This window comes from Streptomyces sp. P9-2 (assembly GCF_051903975.1).
Lineage (GTDB): Bacteria > Actinomycetota > Actinomycetes > Streptomycetales > Streptomycetaceae > Streptomyces > Streptomyces cellulosae.
Genome location: NZ_CP192633.1, coordinates 734,650 through 749,209, shown reverse-complemented (window position 1 = coordinate 749,209; position 14,560 = coordinate 734,650). Strand labels below are relative to the sequence as shown.

At 70.6% G+C, this 14,560-nt stretch carries 13 protein-coding genes and 1 pseudogene; 3 read left to right on the top strand and 11 right to left on the bottom strand.

Features of this window, described 5'->3' with window-relative positions:
• Positions 1-5: 5 nt before the first annotated feature.
• Both ACQY0Z_RS03385 and ACQY0Z_RS03380 read right to left on the bottom strand, forming a co-directional pair.
• Positions 6-761, bottom strand: coding sequence for a hypothetical protein (locus tag ACQY0Z_RS03385; RefSeq protein WP_439811819.1), 756 nt, complete (start codon positions 759-761; stop codon positions 6-8).
• Complete coding sequence (locus tag ACQY0Z_RS03380; protein ID WP_439811818.1) at positions 758-2,122, bottom strand: putative T7SS-secreted protein; 1,365 nt, start codon at positions 2,120-2,122, stop codon at positions 758-760. The genes ACQY0Z_RS03385 and ACQY0Z_RS03380 overlap by 4 nt, the downstream gene beginning before the upstream one ends.
• A gap of 183 nt (positions 2,123-2,305) precedes the next feature.
• Between ACQY0Z_RS03380 and ACQY0Z_RS03375 the strand changes: the two genes are divergently transcribed.
• Positions 2,306-2,899 (top strand): hypothetical protein, encoded by a 594-nt coding sequence (locus ACQY0Z_RS03375; RefSeq protein ID WP_019527929.1) that lies wholly within the window; start codon positions 2,306-2,308, stop codon positions 2,897-2,899.
• Positions 2,900-2,912: 13 nt separating this feature from the next.
• Here the strand turns inward: ACQY0Z_RS03375 and ACQY0Z_RS03370 are convergent, their stop codons facing one another.
• Complete coding sequence (locus ACQY0Z_RS03370) at positions 2,913-3,803, bottom strand: septum formation family protein (protein ID WP_266474903.1); 891 nt, start codon at positions 3,801-3,803, stop codon at positions 2,913-2,915.
• Between the two features lie 99 nt (positions 3,804-3,902).
• Between ACQY0Z_RS03370 and ACQY0Z_RS03365 the strand changes: the two genes are divergently transcribed.
• Positions 3,903-4,190: a hypothetical protein gene (locus ACQY0Z_RS03365; RefSeq protein WP_439811817.1), complete on the top strand. Its 288-nt coding sequence runs from the start codon at positions 3,903-3,905 to the stop codon at positions 4,188-4,190.
• A gap of 84 nt (positions 4,191-4,274) precedes the next feature.
• Here the strand turns inward: ACQY0Z_RS03365 and ACQY0Z_RS03360 are convergent, their stop codons facing one another.
• A complete protein-coding gene (locus tag ACQY0Z_RS03360; protein ID WP_439811816.1) occupies positions 4,275-5,036 on the bottom strand; it encodes a hypothetical protein in 762 nt (253 codons plus the stop codon).
• Positions 5,037-5,698: 662 nt separating this feature from the next.
• Here ACQY0Z_RS03360 and ACQY0Z_RS03355 point away from each other — a divergent pair.
• Positions 5,699-6,121 carry a DUF2690 domain-containing protein gene (locus ACQY0Z_RS03355; protein ID WP_439811815.1) on the top strand — a complete coding sequence of 141 codons (423 nt, stop codon included), beginning with the start codon at positions 5,699-5,701 and terminating at the stop codon, positions 6,119-6,121.
• Positions 6,122-6,303: 182 nt separating this feature from the next.
• Here ACQY0Z_RS03355 and ACQY0Z_RS03350 read toward each other — a convergent pair whose 3' ends face one another.
• The 7 genes and pseudogenes from ACQY0Z_RS03350 to ACQY0Z_RS03320 form a co-directional block, all read right to left on the bottom strand.
• On the bottom strand, positions 6,304-9,009 hold the full coding sequence (locus ACQY0Z_RS03350) for an NB-ARC domain-containing protein (protein WP_439811814.1): 2,706 nt from the start codon (positions 9,007-9,009) through the stop codon (positions 6,304-6,306).
• Positions 9,010-9,367: 358 nt separating this feature from the next.
• On the bottom strand, positions 9,368-9,844 hold the full coding sequence (locus ACQY0Z_RS03345) for a hypothetical protein (protein ID WP_137210853.1): 477 nt from the start codon (positions 9,842-9,844) through the stop codon (positions 9,368-9,370).
• Positions 9,845-10,077: 233 nt separating this feature from the next.
• Positions 10,078-10,827 (bottom strand): hypothetical protein, encoded by a 750-nt coding sequence (locus tag ACQY0Z_RS03340; protein WP_439811813.1) that lies wholly within the window; start codon positions 10,825-10,827, stop codon positions 10,078-10,080.
• Between the two features lie 146 nt (positions 10,828-10,973).
• Complete coding sequence (locus ACQY0Z_RS03335; RefSeq protein WP_137210851.1) at positions 10,974-11,606, bottom strand: RloB family protein; 633 nt, start codon at positions 11,604-11,606, stop codon at positions 10,974-10,976.
• A complete protein-coding gene (locus ACQY0Z_RS03330; protein ID WP_137210850.1) occupies positions 11,560-12,900 on the bottom strand; it encodes an AAA family ATPase in 1,341 nt (446 codons plus the stop codon). The genes ACQY0Z_RS03335 and ACQY0Z_RS03330 overlap by 47 nt, the downstream gene beginning before the upstream one ends.
• A 125-nt stretch (positions 12,901-13,025) precedes the next feature.
• Entirely contained in the window at positions 13,026-13,976 is a 951-nt protein-coding gene (locus tag ACQY0Z_RS03325; RefSeq protein WP_439813402.1) for a hypothetical protein, read from the bottom strand.
• Between the two features lie 49 nt (positions 13,977-14,025).
• Positions 14,026-14,490, bottom strand: a pseudogene (locus ACQY0Z_RS03320) (protein kinase); the annotation flags it as partial.
• Positions 14,491-14,560 lie beyond the last annotated feature (70 nt).

Here is a 14,560-nt window from a genome sequence, read left to right as displayed (position 1 = left end):
CCTCGTCAGCCCGCGCCCTGACCTGGCTCGTCCGGCCCGTCGAAGCTGAAGGTGCGCCCGATGCGGGCCAGCCGCGCACTGTAGGAGTCGAGCAGGAACACCGACGGCGTCGAGATCGTCACGTACACGCAGTAGTCGCGCGGGGCGGGAACGACCAGCTGCAGCGTCGCCATGGGGAGCTGCGGGCGTACGTCCTCCCCGGCGGCGAGGTCGCCGAGGCCGGCCTCGGCGATCAGGCGGGACGGCAGGGTGACCATTCGCAGCGACGTCGACATCACCCCCGGGCCGCAGGGCAGCTTGGCCGCCAGCACCATGTCCTGGCGGCCCTGCACCCCCTTGCCCAGGGGGAAGTCCAGCTCACGCAGGTCGCTCTCCCCGGAGAAGAACCGCCGCTCCTTGGCCCGGTAGATGCCCTCGGCGGTCAGCAGCCGGTCGCGGTGTCCGCTCGGCCGGACGGTCACCGCCAGCAGCCCCATCGACAGGCGCTCCTCGCCCCCGACGTCCTCGGTGCCCAGGCACAGCGCGGTCATGTCGACCGTCTCCTCCCCGCCCCGGGACAGCCCCGGAAGGGCGGCGCGCAGCTGCTGCGCGACCGCGGCCAGGTGCGTCTCGTCGGCGTCGGGGACCAGCCGGACCAGCGACTCGTACCAGCCGTCGACGGCGCCGGGGTCGGGAAGCCGCACGAACTCGTCGGGAACCGTGCAGCGGAACGCGTAGGGCACCTGCCGGCCGTCCGCCGCCTCGACGGGGCTCCGCGTCATGCGGCGGTCCCGAGGTCCGACTGGCCCAGATGCCTGCTGAAGCTGTCGCCGGCCGAGGTGAGCGTGCCGGCCGGGTCGAACCGGGTGCCCAGGGGGCCCGGCGCCAGGGTGGCGGGCTCGTCGTCCGGCGGCTCGTAGGCGGCGAAGCCGGCGATCGGGCCGACGACGGGGATGTCCGGGACGTTCCAGTCGCCGTCCGTCCAGCGGCTGTCGTTGGCGTTGGAGCCGGCGGCGAGGCCGACCCCGGTGACGGTGCCGGTGAAGTCCAGTGCCGTCCCGGTGGCGACGTGCACCCAGCCGCGGCCCGCCATGGCGAGACCGCGCATCGAGTTGGCCATGCCGCTGGGGATCTTCGCGATGTTGCCCCAGCCGCCGGACCCGATCTTGCCGAGTGTCGCCATGAAGCCCTCGGCCGCCCGCAGCGACCTGCCGGACTGCACCAGCAGCCGTCCTCCCTGAGCGAGCTTGGCCCCGGCCAGGCCCACCCCGCCCGCGACCACGCCGAGCGCGTCCCAGGCGAGGGTCTCCCAGGTGACGCCCTCGGCCCCGCCGGCCATGGCGGCGCCGTGCGCGGCCAGCGCGCCCAGGCCGACGAGGAAGCCGATGAGGCCGAGCGCGCCCACACCGGTGCCGAGCAGCATCGCGACCAGGCACACCACGCCGATGACCATGGCGATGTCGGCGAGGAGGTCGCCGACGAGCTTCCAGAAGTTGGGGTCGGTGATCGTGTCCCACGCGTCGGAGAGGAACTCGGTGAGACCGTCGACGAGGTCGTCGAACCAGCCGGGCTCGGGCGGGGCGTCGTCCGCCGCGTCCTTCAGGGCGCGGGCCGTGGTGTCCGCCGCGGTGACGTACTCGGAGTGCAGGGTGCGGGCGCGGCTCCGCACGGCCTCCAGCTCACCGTCGGCCGTCTCGTACGCGCGTCGCTTGTCCTTCGCGGACTTGTCGTGCTTCTCCTTCTCCTCGTCCGACATCCCGGAGGTGTCGTCCGGCAGGCCGTCCAGGGCGCCCTTGGCGGCGCTCACCTTCTTCGCCGCGGCGACGGCCTCCTCCTCCAGGGCGCGGGCCCGCGTCTGGAACCGGTCGAGGCTGGTCTCCCAGGCGGCCAGCGCCCGGTGGGCGGAGCCGAGGGAGTCGAGCGCGCGCTTCAGGTAGGGCGGGATCTTGTCGACGGACTTGACGAAGGTGTCGGCGGCCTTGCCGTCCCAGATCCCGTCGGACGAGCCGATCCGGCCCAGCTGGGTCTGCGCGGTACCGCTCTCCCGGTTGACCCGGCCGATCGCCTTGACCATCAGCCGGACCGTTTCCAGGTCCCCCGGTGCCGGGTCGAAACCGAGAGTGGGGTACTTGGAAGAACCCACTGGGACGTCCCCCTTGAGCTGTGCCGTCGTGCGCCGGACCGGTCCCGAGCTGGGGAACCGGTCCGATCAGGTGATAGGAAGCTATCCGTGTGGCGCACGGACGCGCCACCGCCGACGTCACATCGTCACGTGTTCACGACATAGCGGCGCGGCACGACGGCCCGGGACCGACCAGGAGGCGAGATGCTGCTGCAGGCGCAGCTCAAGGCGCTGCTGCGGGAGGGCGCGCGCGGCGCCGAGCGGTACGACGTCCGTCACACCCAGCGGTCGTGGCGGCAGTTCGCTGCGTTCGCGTACGTCGTCGAGCAGTACGGCTACCGGTACGACGGGCTGTCGCCGCTCTCGCCCAAGGGCAGCCCGAACCCGTACTTCGCGTTCCGGAGGATGCCGGACGCGGCGGAGCGGGCGGCGCGCACCGCCGCGCTCCACCCGGACGCCCCGAACGGCGGCCCGCTGCCGGGCATGCGTCCCGGCGGGCGCCGCCTGGAACCGCTGCCGGAGGCGCGACGCGAGGTGGACCTCCTCCATGCCCGCATCATGGTCGACCACAGCCGCACGCACCGGCGGCGCGGGCTGATCCTGCTGCTGGTCCTGCCGCTGGTCATGCTGATCCCGCTGTCCCAGACCGGCTTCTCCGGGGGCGCGCTGCTGGTGTGCGCGGGTGTCTGGCTGTTCTTCGCCGTGCTGTGGGGGCTGGGCCTGCTGATCGCCCGGCGCCGGCGCCGCAGGTACGGCCGCGTCCTCGAGGAGGCGGGCATCGTCTGGCCGCCGGCGTGAACCGGGCCGGCCCTCAGCCCGCCCAGACCTCCGCGTCGTCGGCCGGGACGGTGGTGGCGAGGCCCAGCTCTTCGCGGGCGGGGACCGTCTTGTTCGGGTCGATGAGGGTGAACGCCTGGTCGTAGGCGAGGTAGAAGGCGTCGGCGTCGGGGGCGTTCGCGGCCTTCTCCCACTGCTCGGCCGCCTTGGTGAGCGTCGCCCGGAGCTTGCCGGCCTCGGTGCCGTCGATGCCGGCGAGTCCCTCGACGTGCGTGTCGAGTGCGGCCGCGACGGCACTGGCCTGCGCCTTGTAGTCCTTCAGGGCGGCCTCGACGTCGTCCGACACGGGCTGGTGGGCCCACATCGCCTCGTAGACGGCGTTCGACCCCTTCAGGAACGTGAGCTGGTCGGGCTCGAAGGACTTCGCGGTGTTCAGCGAGCCCTTGAAGGTGCCCTTCTCCACGGTGTACGTGCAGCTCACGGCGCGGTCGCCGGTCGCCCAGCTCTCCCGGGTCGGGGTGTAGTGCGACAGGCCGACGCCCTTGGGGAGCGCCCAGGTGTCCGGGGCGTACGTCTGCGCCTCGACGGCGCAGCGCCCGTCGGCGATCTCGACGACCTTCTCGTCCCCGGGGTACTCGGAACCGCCGTCGAGCGCGAACTCGCCCACGACCTCCCCCTGGTGCGCCTCGTCGCACGGCACGACCTCGGCGAGATACGCCTCGCCCTCGACCTTGCCGCCGTTCGGGTTGTAGCAGTCCCCCACGTCGAGCGAGAACACCGACCGCTGCCGGGCGGCCTTCTTCGCCCCGTCCTTGGCGTCGTCGACGACCTCGGACGCCTCGGAACAGCCGACGGCCGCGAGCGCGAGCAGCGCGGTGACGGCGGCCAGGCCGCGCAGCGAACGGTACGGGGCACGGGTCATCATTGCTTCCCCCCTCTTTTCTGTGAGCTGTGACCTGTGAGCAGGGGAGAAGGTTGCAAGGTGCGTACGGGTGCGTGCCGTTGGCGGACCTAGGATGCGTGCATGCCGAACCCGAGACGGAGGAAGCACCGCACCTGGTTCATCGCGTGGGCGGTGCTGTGCGCGGCGGGTCTCGTCGCCACCGAGGCACTGACCGACTCCCCGCCGGCCGACGACAAGCCGGCCGACGTCAGTCCGGAATGCGCCGACCTCATCACGGAGATCGAGGCACGCATCGCGGACCAGAGCGACGAGAACGCGAGCGACACCGCGCTGGTCTGGACCCGCAGTTCGTCCGGCCCGGACGACGACTGCCTCGACGAACTGCGCGAACACCTCGACGCCGACTGAGCTGCGCCGGCGCCTCCTTCAGGCAATGGCCCCTACGAAGCGCACCGGCTCAGCCAGAACCGCGCGCGCCCCCTCGGAGTCGCCCTACACCGCGCAATGGCCACCGCGAACGGGTTTCTTGTCGGCCCCGTGGACCGACTCCAGCGCCCGCCGCACCAGCACCCACGCCTCGGTCCCCGGCTCGGCCTCCCGCCACGTGACCAGCAGCCGCTCGAACATCCCCAGCAGGAAGTGCCCGGACCCGCACGCGGGGTCGATGCAGCGCAGCCCTCGCACGACCTCCTCCCCACCGGGACCGTCCGCGAAGACCTCCCCGTCCCACCCGGAGGGCCGGTGCTTCCACGCCGGCGTCAGGCCGAACTCCTCCACCGCCGGTTCCAGCGTCAGGTCGAGGATGAACTCCTCCACGAACACCGGCGTCTGGAGCAGTGCGTACGTCTTCCACGCGTGCTCCGACAGGTCCTGGTAGAGATCGCCGAGGAAACGGGTGTTCAGCTCACCGTCGGTGAAGTCGTGCACGACCTCGCCGTCCGCCCCGCGCCGCCGCCAGAACGCGAGCAGCGCCGTGGCCGCCTCGTACGACGGAAGGACCTCGAACAACGGGTTGTGCGCCGGATCGAACAGCCCCGCCACCGTCCGGTGGGACTTCCCCAGCGCCTCGAAGGACGCCAGCAGCCAGTCACGGTCGTTCAGCGAGGGGTTCCGCCGGAAGAAGTCGTCGTGCCGGTCCTGCGCCTCCGCCAGGCGGTCACCGGGGCCGGACAGCCACGCGTCGGGGATCAGCCCGTTGTCCTCGCTGAACCGCACGAAGACACACGCCAGCACCCACGCGGCCGCGATCTGCACGACCCGCTCGTCCCGCCATGTCTTACATGGCGGCCGTACGCTCCGCCGCGACGGCCTTGTCGTACTCCGCCCGCAGCGCGTCCCGGAACTCCGGCTCGGCCTCGGTCCGCTCCCGCAGATCGTCCTCCAGGAGCCGTGCCTGCGCCTGGAGGTCCTTCAGCAGCCGCGCGCCGTCCAGCGGGCCCCCGCCCCCTGCGTCCCCTTAGCCGTCACCGTCACAGCCGTACCTCACCATCCCGCTAGCCGGCCCCGCGATCACCGCGGACGCACTCATTTCCCGGCGAACCCCCCAAGGCCCGCCGCCCGATCCCTGCCAGCCCGAACACACCGGCTTCAGGCAGATCCGTGCACATCGAACTATTCGCGGAGTGCGATCCGGCATTCACGCTGCTCACGAGGTTGATCGCGCAAGGCGGAGGATCGGGAACCGTCGAACGGGGCGAGGTCGGCCCTCGTCAACCTCGCGTGACCACCGCTGCTCCGAAAGGGGACAGCGGGCTCTGGCGCCGCAGGAACGATGCATCCGCGCCCCCGCAGTGGGGACGGTCGCCGCGGCGTCACCCGCCGGCTGTGGCGTGCGTGTCGGCCAGGAGTGTCGATATGTACCTTCTGACCGACACTGTCACCAATCACGGGAGTCGGCGACTCCCCGAGAGGACGCCATGTTCAAGAAGACGCTGGGGATCGTCACGGCGGCCGTGGCCATGACGGCGCTGCTGCCCATGGGGACGGCCCAGGCCGCCAGCTGCAAGGGGTCCGGATGCACCGGCAAGAACCCGCAGACGTCGGGCTGCGGCGCCGACGCCTACACGCTCAAGGGCAGCAAGGTCACGCCGGCCGGCGGCGGCCCGGAGGCCGAGCTGCGGGTCTCACCGTCCTGCAGCGCGGCCTGGGCCCGCATCCAGAAGGCCAACAGCAACTGGCGCTTCAAGCTCGAGATCAAAAACCGCGACCCGTACACGGAGCACGCCTCGCCCAACCACCAGGCGTACACCGCCATGGTGTGGAACAGCCACGCCTACCGGGCCTGTGTCGAGCAGTACGACGGCGTCGGCGGTTCCTGGACCTGTACGAAGTGGTTCTGACGGCGGAGCCGGTCATGGGCGGCGCCGAGGCCCTCGCACCGCACTGACCTGACGGGCCGGGACGCGCCTCCCGGCCCGCCACGACCCGCCGCGCGAGGCCGGACGCGACGGCCCCCGGGAACATCCGGAGGACGGACGCGCGGCACCCGGCCGGAGGCCGGAAGGCGGCACGCGGAAGGCCGTCAGTCCTCGTCGGGGACGGCTTCGGCGCCGTTCCGCCCGTGCATCCCCGTGAACAACGGGTTGGCCGCGGCGGTGCCGGTCTCCAGGGCGGCGGCCTCCTCGGACCGGCCCTCCGCCCGCAGGGCGCGGACGACGTCGTGGACCACGGCCGCCTCGTTCCACGCGTAGTCCCCCGACCGGTAGACCGAGAGGGCGGCGTCGAAGTCGGCGTGCGCCTCCGCCGGGCGGCTGAGGTCGCGGTGGGCGACCCCGCGCAGATGACGGGCCATGGCGTTGGCGTAGGCGTCACCGGCCCGCTCGGTCACTTCGACGGCATGGGTGAGCGGCCCGAGGGCCTCCGCGGGCCGGCCCGCCTTCAGGTGCAGCCAGCCGACGTCCCGCTGGGTGTGGGCGACCCACATCTCATCGCCGAGCTGCCGGAAGATCTCGATCGCCGACCCGGCCGTCTCGCGGGCCGCCTCCAGGCCGCCCATACCGGCCAGGACGCGGATCCTGGCGTTCATGACCCGCCCCACCCAGTGCCGTTCGCCCATCGGCCCGAAGATCTCCTCCGCCCGCCGGTAGCAGTCGAGCGCTTCGTCACGGCGGCCGAGGAGACGGTAGATCTTGCCGAGGGCGTAGAGGGAGGCGCCCTCCCATCTGCGGTCGTTCAGTACGCGGAAGTCGTGGACCGCCTCCTCCAGCAGGGGCGCCGCCTCCACCGGCCGGCGCAGGTAACCGAGGGTCTCCGCGAGGGTCCGCCGCAGCCGCGCGCACGCCCGGAGGTCACCGGTCTGCTCGGCCAGCCGCAGCGCCTCCCGCTGACTCCGCTCCGCGAGTTCCGGCTTGCCCCGCCACCTTTGGAACTCACCGAGCTTTTCGAGGGAGTTCAGGACGTGCCAGGAGTCACCGGCCGTCCGCAACCCGTCCACCGCCCCGGTCATGTGCCGCAGGGCGTCCCGGAAGTCGCGCTTGGCCGCGTGTGCGGCGGCGACGATCATCTCGTCCCTGGCCCGGTCCACGGCGTCCGGCCTCTCTTCTGTCTCCGTGTCGTCGGACACCAGCAGCGACAGTGCCGTGTCCGGCGCACCCTCGGCCAGCGCCATCGTCGCGCGGGCCCGCCGCAGACTGCGTCGCACCCGCGGCCGGGCCCCGGACGGCGCGCCGAACAGCCAGTCCGCGGCGCCGGACGGCAGGGTGATGTCGTTGAGGAAGTACGACAGCGCCTCGCCGATCTCGGCCGCTTCCGTGCCCATGCCGAGGCTCCGGCCCCGGCCGATGGCCCACTCCAGCCGCTTCTGCTCGCCCGAGACCCATGCGGCGGCCGACGACCGGTCCAGGCCGGCGACCCGCTCCGTGGACACCTCCGCCGCGAGCTCCGGAGCGCGCGACGCGGCGAGGTGGACGACGGCGTCCCGGAGCGCCCGTACCAGTCGGGCCTCCAATTGCCGCCGGTCGTCCGGCGGCAGCCGGTCGTACTGCTCGGCCGCGTAGACCCGGATCAGGTCGTGGACGCGGTAGCCGCGGTCCGCCTCCCCACCGCCGTCGGCCTCCATCAGACTGACCTCGACCAGCTCGTCACAGGCCTCGACGGCTGTTCTCCGGGACTCCAGGACGGACGCGAAGTGCCAGTCGGTGAGCCGTCCCGCCGGTAACGAGGCGATCAGATCGAAGGCCGCCCGCGTGGGCTCCGTCAGCTCCCGGTGGCTGAAACCCAGACAGGCATCCAGGCTGCTGTCGGAACGGGAGAGCTCCCGCAGGCGCTCCCGCTCGTCCTCGAGGCGGGCCCGCATCTGGGCCAGACTCAGGTCCGGCCGGTTCCTGAGCTTCGAGCCGACGATGTGCAGGGCCAGAGGGAGCCTGCCGCAGAACCGCGTGATCCTGAGGGCGGTGGCGAGATCGGCGGCGATGCGCTCCTCGCCGGCCCAGTGCGCGAGGACACTCAGCGCGTCGTCCTCGTTCGGCAGGGACACGTGCACGGGAGGACGGGCCACGTCCCCGACGGACAGCGCCCTGCGGCTCGTGATCAGCACCGCGCACCCCGCCCCCACCGGCAGCAGGGGGCGCACCTGTTCGGCGCTGTGCGCGTTGTCGAGGACCATCAGCAGTCGCAGGTCGTTGGTCAGCGTCCGCAGGCGCGCGGCCCGGTCCGCGACGCGGGCGGGGATGTCCGCACGTGCGACACCGAGCCTCAGCAGAAGCTCCTCCAGAGCGTCCGCACTCGTCATGGGCTCGTCGCCGTCACCCCGCAGCGCGAGGTGCAGCTGGCCGTCGGGGTAGTCGTCCTTCACCCGGTGCGCCGCGTTGAGGGCGAGCGTCGTCTTCCCCGTGCCGGGCGCCCCATGCACGGCTACGATCTTCGACTGGCTGTGCGAGAGGCCGACGGACAGGGTTCCGCCCGTCGGCGCCGGGACGTCCCGGAGCGTGGCGAGTAAGCCGTCGAGCAGCGTCCGGCGACCCACCCAGGGGGCGGTGGACGGCAGTTCGTGCCGTACCACACCGCGTGCGGCCGGCTGCGCGACCGCCGTGCCTGGCTGGGCGCGCGCCGAGTGGTACCAGGCGAGGCCACCGATCAACACCGCCGTCCCGCCCCCCACGGCGACGGCTGTCGACCCGTCGAAGAGGTCGAAGATGATGTCACCGGTCGCGCTCAGCGCGGCCACGGTGCCGCAGAGGGCGCCCGTGGCCCAGTACGACGAGCGACGTGAACTTAACCGATCCGCCATGGAGTTCCCCCGAGAAGCCGGCGTGGCGCCAGCCGATGATGCCACGACCACGGGCCCGTGCGCAGCGGTGCCTGACGTCGGGTCATGGTCAGGCCCGTCGGCGGGACCAGGAGGACACGGAGCGAGGCCGCGCGCCGGGCACACTCCGGTAACAGGAGCGCCGGCGTCTGCGCGCACTGCGATTCTGGAGTTCGGCGGCGACGCGGAACGACGGGCCGAACGGACCGGCCGCCGCTGCCGGAAGGGCCGAACGGCCGTCGAGCCCGGCGGCGGATGAGTTGCACCCTCCGGCTCGCCGTGCCCTGCGGCGTGGTGGCCCGGGCCGGATCGCCGGACTCGGCCACCACGCCAGTGATCGTCAGGAACGCGGCTCGTCGGTCGCGGCGGACTCCTTGCCCGGTTCGGCGGGCTGGCCGGTGAACACCGTCAGGTGCCAGGCGCCCTTCTCCCGTGTGACGGTGAAGGTGTCACGCAGGGACTCGCCCGCCCTGTCCTCGGCGAGGAGGCGGGCCGAGCCGACGTCCGGGCCCATGTCGTGCTGGATCCGCACATCCTTGATCTTCCAACCGCGTCCGCCCCGGTCGGCGAGGATCCGCTCGGCCTCCTGCCGGGACCATTCCTGGTCCTCGACACCCCCGACCGAGATCAACTCGGTGGCGCTGCGGGAGTTGAGGGCCCGCACATAGGCCTCGACGGCTTCACGGGCACCGTCGGAAGACTCGGAGGCCGAGGACGAGGGTGCCGAGACCGAGGGCGGGGCTTCATCGTCCTGGGACGAGCAGCCGGATGCGACGACCAGCGCTGCCGCCACGGCCAAGAGGCGTCGACGTTGCACAGCACACTCCTGTTTCTGTGAGGGGACGAAGGCCTGTCAGGTGCGGTGTGCGTACCACCAGGCGCGCGGGTAGTCGGGCCTTACTGGACGCGTTGCCGCATCCTTCCGGCTGACCGACACACCGCACGGTGGCTCCCTCGCGACGACTGGATGCGAAACACACTGCAACGCCTGACAGGGCGTTCGAGCCGGGTGTTCTCCGAGGAGAACGACGTGGTCCCGGTGCGCCGGCCTCATCTGGAGCCGTCAGGCAGACGCAGCGCCTCCCTGATCTCTCCGTCGAGCAACGAAGGGCTCGTCTCAAGTATCAACTTGATACTGTCATCGACTTGCTGAGGTGTGAGCGTCCCCAGCACTCTCAAATCCAAAGAGCCATTCTCATCCTCCATCTGAGCATTGCGCAGAACTCTCATCTGCTCTTCGCTGAGCAATCTGGAGATCAGAGCCGCAGTGAAAAGTTGTTGCGCTTCTGCACTGCTCATGCTGGCTCGGTACTTCTCGAGAGCGGCGATCACTTCTTGCGAGGTTTCTGCGGGCGTTGATTCGATCAAGGCGGCCGACTCGTCCTGAGCGGCCTGAACGGCAGCCTTGCCGGTTCGCATGAATCTTTTCCGTGTCGATTTCATGAACGGAAGCGCCTGATCGCTCCACCACCTCTTGAGGTGTGGCGCAACCTTCTCCGCGGCCTTGATGATCTCGTGCAGGGCTACCAGGGCGTTGAGCACATCTTCAACTTCCACACGCTCCTTCGGCTGGGGTTCTGGTCTGTCCCCGCCGACGTGGATGAAGATCGGCGGAGGTTCCGTTGATGAATCCGCCTCGTTCTCGTCCTTCAAAAAAATTTCGGCGTGGCCCAGCTTCTTGGTTTGAGGGTCGCGTGTGAGTCCACGGCGAGCGCCGGCGGTATTTCTCGACTGTGAGAGATCGGCTCCTTTCGGGACTCTGATGACAGCTTCATATTCGTCGTATTCGCTGCTAGTCATGTGCCACCTTCACCCTACGTACAGGTACGAAAGATGCGAGATCGAACGGATTCGGCCTTCTGGCTAACCCGAGCTGTTCACCCGCTGCCGACGCGCGCAGGTGCCTCGACGTCGTCTCAACCAGGACGGACGCGTCCGCGCGGAAGTCAGTTCTGCAGGTGCGCCGGGACGATCTCCCGGACCAGTCGCCACATTCCGCTCGACGGATTCCGCTTGTGTTCCTCACCCGGCTTCGCCAGCACTCGCGCCCGTTCCACGGCCTGCGGCCACGCCTCGCGGTAGAGGCCGAAGGTAAATCTGTTCGCAGCCTTGCTGTAACCGCTGTGGTGGGGTAGGAGATGCCGCTCAGCCTGGCGGAAGCCGTCGACCGGGGCGCGGTGGTCGCGGAAGTGGAGCAACAGCCACAGCTCGAAGCACGGGTTCGACAGGGCGATGTCGATGCGCTCGTCGCGGGCGAGCCGTAGCGCCTCGTCCAGGTGCGCGAAATTGTCCACGTCGAGAACACACCACGTGCGTTCGTAATGATCGCGGGCCCGTGTGCGCTCACCGGCCGCGTGCCGGACTACGGACACCGGGTCCTGCGGACAGACCTTGACCTGCACATCGACGGCGCGGTTGTCCACCACTCTCAGCAGGCCTTTGATGTACGTCGGTTCGGTGCTTCTCGCTCCGCACACCACCAGGATCGTCGGTAATGCGTCCCTGTACGCCGGCCTGCGGCGCAGCGTGGACTCACGCCGTGGATTCCTCCGGCCGTCCTGCTTCGGATCCCTCGCCATCCGTCTCCCCCCGCCTAGCGATCGCCAGAGTGAACGTATCGTCGACCATGGGTACCGCGCCGTAACTGCCGTTGAGGTAGCGCCGCTCCCGGTTCTCGTCCTGGCGCGGCCGGAAGTCGGACAGCGGATACAGCGAGCTCTCCCCGAACTCGTTTTTCGCCACGAACCAAATCTGGTCCCGCTTCAGGATGTCCTTGCCGGCCCTGCGGCCCAGCAGGCTCACATCATGGCTGGTGAACAGCAACTGGGCGCCGTGAGGATTGCGTTCCGGGTCCTGGAAGAGGCCGACGAGAAAGGCGCTGAGCCGCGGGTGGAGACTGCTGCCCAACTCGTCCACGACCAGAGTGCCCCCGCGGCGAGTCATCCCCTCCAGCGTGAACGCGTACTCCACCAGCGCCTGCGTACCGGCGGATTCCGCGTTCAGCGGCACATCGAACGGGCCATTCCTGCCGGTGTGCCTTAGAAGCAGTTCGTGGCGCGTCCGTCGGTACGTCCGCGGCATGTCGAAGAGCGCTTCCGTCTCGGCACCCCGGGATGCGGATCGCGGGGAGTACAGCTCCTCCTCGACCGTCTCCACGCGAAAGTCCTCGATGCCGAGGTCCGCGACGCGCAGCAGGTCGCGCAGATGGGTCGGCTCTCCACGTTGGTCCAGCCGGCGTGCGAGATTCCTGAGCATCAACGCGCGGTTCATCGGGCCGTTCGTCAGAGGGCCGCCGAACACCAGGTCGCTCCGGAACCACCGGTACACCGGGATGACCATGTCCGTGGCCGTCTTCGACCGGGCAGCCATGGACAGGAACAGCGCGTTGGGAGCCGTCACGTCGGCGACCGTGTGCAGTTCCTTGGGACGGTCCTGCGAACTGCCGACCCGGAAGTCGTCCCCGTTCCTCTCGAACACCACCCGCTTGCGCCCCTCCGGGTAGGCGTACAGCCATTCGCCGACGACATGGTCGTCGTCCACCTCGAAGCCGTAGACGTACCTGACTCCGCGCACGAGGAGGTCGGCGACGTACCAGGAGGAGTCCGATTCCCGAACGTCGGAGAGGAAGGGCTGCCTGCTCACGCCCTCGCCGTCCTCCGCCAGGAGATGTGACCGGGTCACCATCTCCGCCATGTAACGCAGGGCGTCGACGACGTTGGACTTGCCGGCCGCGTTTGAGCCGAAGACCCCCGCGACCGGTACTGCCTCCCACGCGGTGCCCGGCGGTCGGTCCCCTTCGTACACCGGTTGAAGCTGCCACTCCAGCTCGTCGCGAATCGAGCGGTGGTTGGCCACCCTGAAGTTCAAGAGCATGAGTACCCCCCTCGCAGGCTAGCTTCACCCGGTTTCGTGCAAGTGAATCGCCGGTAGGACGGAGTGGCAAGCAGAATGGGGAAGTCAGGTGCCAGATCGAGCCTTACGGGTGTACGCCGGTGCCGTCAGGGCTCTACGGCCGCGGACCGGAGGTCCTTGAGGAACAGCCCGTTCAGCACCTCCCACTCCGTCGCCCGGTCCACCACCTCCACCGTCCGGCCGTCCAGAGTGGGCGTGGCGCGCGGGTCCTCCGTCGGCAGCAGCAGCCACAGGCCGTGCGGGGTGTCCGCAGGGCGGCGGGCCGCCTGCTGGAGGCCGGCCAGTAGCTCACGGCCGCCGGCGTCCCAGTAGCGGGCGATCAGACCGGCCTCGTGCAGCAGGACCACCGAGCGCGGGCCCGCCCCCTCCACGACGTCCACGACCCGCTGCCGTACCCGCTCCGCCGCGAGCCGCGTGTACGAGGCGAGCGCCGCACCCAGCGTGCCCGTCGCCGTGAATTTCGCGTCCGCCTTCAGCAGCGCCTGCCAGCGCACCGACTGCTCCTCGGCCAGCTCCCGCAGCGCGTCCGGGAACACCGCGCTCAGCGAAACCGTCGCCGTGTCGTACCGGGCGGCCAGCGCGTCGGCGACACCCGGCAGATCCGGACCCTTGAGGGTGAGCGCGAGGAAGCCGCCGAGGCGACGGGACTCCGTCAGCCGCGCGGACAGCACCTCACGTGGGTCACGGCCCTCGGCGATCCGGCCCTGGGCCGCCGCGTACAGGGAGCTGGTGCTGGTCAGTACCGAGGACGACAGGGCCAGCCAACTGCTGCGGCCTTCCTCGGCCTTCGGGAAGAAGCGCCGTCGCTCGGTGTCCCAGTCCAGCGGAAAACCCGCCTCGGCCAGCGCCTCGGACAGCTCGACGTACGTCGTCTCGTCCAGCACGGCCAGCCCGGGGAACCGCGCCCGCACCCGGGACAGCAGGTCCTCGAGCGGTATGCCGCTCTCCGGCCGGACCCCCGCCGCGGCCTGTGAGATGCGCAGAGCGCGGGAGAGCCCCAGATCCAGCGTCGCGGGCTGCGGTCTGCCAGTCGGCAATGCGCAGCACCGGTTCGCTGCCGTCCTCCCGGGCCGACACGTAGACGGAACGGGCGGCGAGCGCCCGGTGGTACAGGGAGCGGTGGTGTGCGTAGCGGACCGCCTCGGCGAGCTGGCGCACCAGGTCGAGCCGCACCGCAGGGGTGAGCCGGCCGCCGTACGCGTCAAGGTAGGCGTCAAGCCGCAGGTCGGACTCGCGGTGCCGGAAGAGGATCGCGGGACCGCCCTGGTGCTCGCGGATCTGTGCCGCCTGCACGATGCCGCGGTGATTGATTCCCTGGAGCACCTGGTACTCGCGGCGGGCCGCACAGTCCACCTTCGCCCGCTGCTCCGCGGAGGCGGCTTGCCCGGCCAGGTATATGCGGACCCGACCGCTCTCCTGCACCAGCCCGTCCTCCCGCACCGCCAGCCGGTCCTCCCAGCCGGGGCCGGCGTCCAGCGCGCGCGGCTGGAGCTTCCAGTCGTCGCCGAACCGCAGGTGGGCGGTGGAGTGACTGATGCCGATCCGCTGCATCAGCTGTTCGATGCAGATCCTAGTCGCACGCCAGGACACCGACGCCTGCGTCAGAGGCGATCCCCCGCCG

Bases quoted from the DNA above. Each gene is read 5' to 3' on its own strand.
- ACQY0Z_RS03370 (WP_266474903.1), bottom strand. From the start codon at position 3,803: ATGATGACCCGTGCCCCGTACCGTTCGCTGCGCGGCCTGGCCGCCGTC.
- ACQY0Z_RS03385 (WP_439811819.1), bottom strand. From the start codon at position 761: ATGACGCGGAGCCCCGTCGAGGCGGCGGACGGCCGGCAGGTGCCCTAC.
- ACQY0Z_RS03365 (WP_439811817.1), top strand. From the start codon at position 3,903: ATGCCGAACCCGAGACGGAGGAAGCACCGCACCTGGTTCATCGCGTGG.
- ACQY0Z_RS03355 (WP_439811815.1), top strand. From the start codon at position 5,699: ATGTTCAAGAAGACGCTGGGGATCGTCACGGCGGCCGTGGCCATGACG.
- ACQY0Z_RS03330 (WP_137210850.1), bottom strand. From the start codon at position 12,900: ATGCTCTTGAACTTCAGGGTGGCCAACCACCGCTCGATTCGCGACGAG.
- ACQY0Z_RS03340 (WP_439811813.1), bottom strand. From the start codon at position 10,827: ATGACTAGCAGCGAATACGACGAATATGAAGCTGTCATCAGAGTCCCG.
- ACQY0Z_RS03350 (WP_439811814.1), bottom strand. From the start codon at position 9,009: ATGGCGGATCGGTTAAGTTCACGTCGCTCGTCGTACTGGGCCACGGGC.
- ACQY0Z_RS03335 (WP_137210851.1), bottom strand. From the start codon at position 11,606: ATGGCGAGGGATCCGAAGCAGGACGGCCGGAGGAATCCACGGCGTGAG.
- ACQY0Z_RS03375 (WP_019527929.1), top strand. From the start codon at position 2,306: ATGCTGCTGCAGGCGCAGCTCAAGGCGCTGCTGCGGGAGGGCGCGCGC.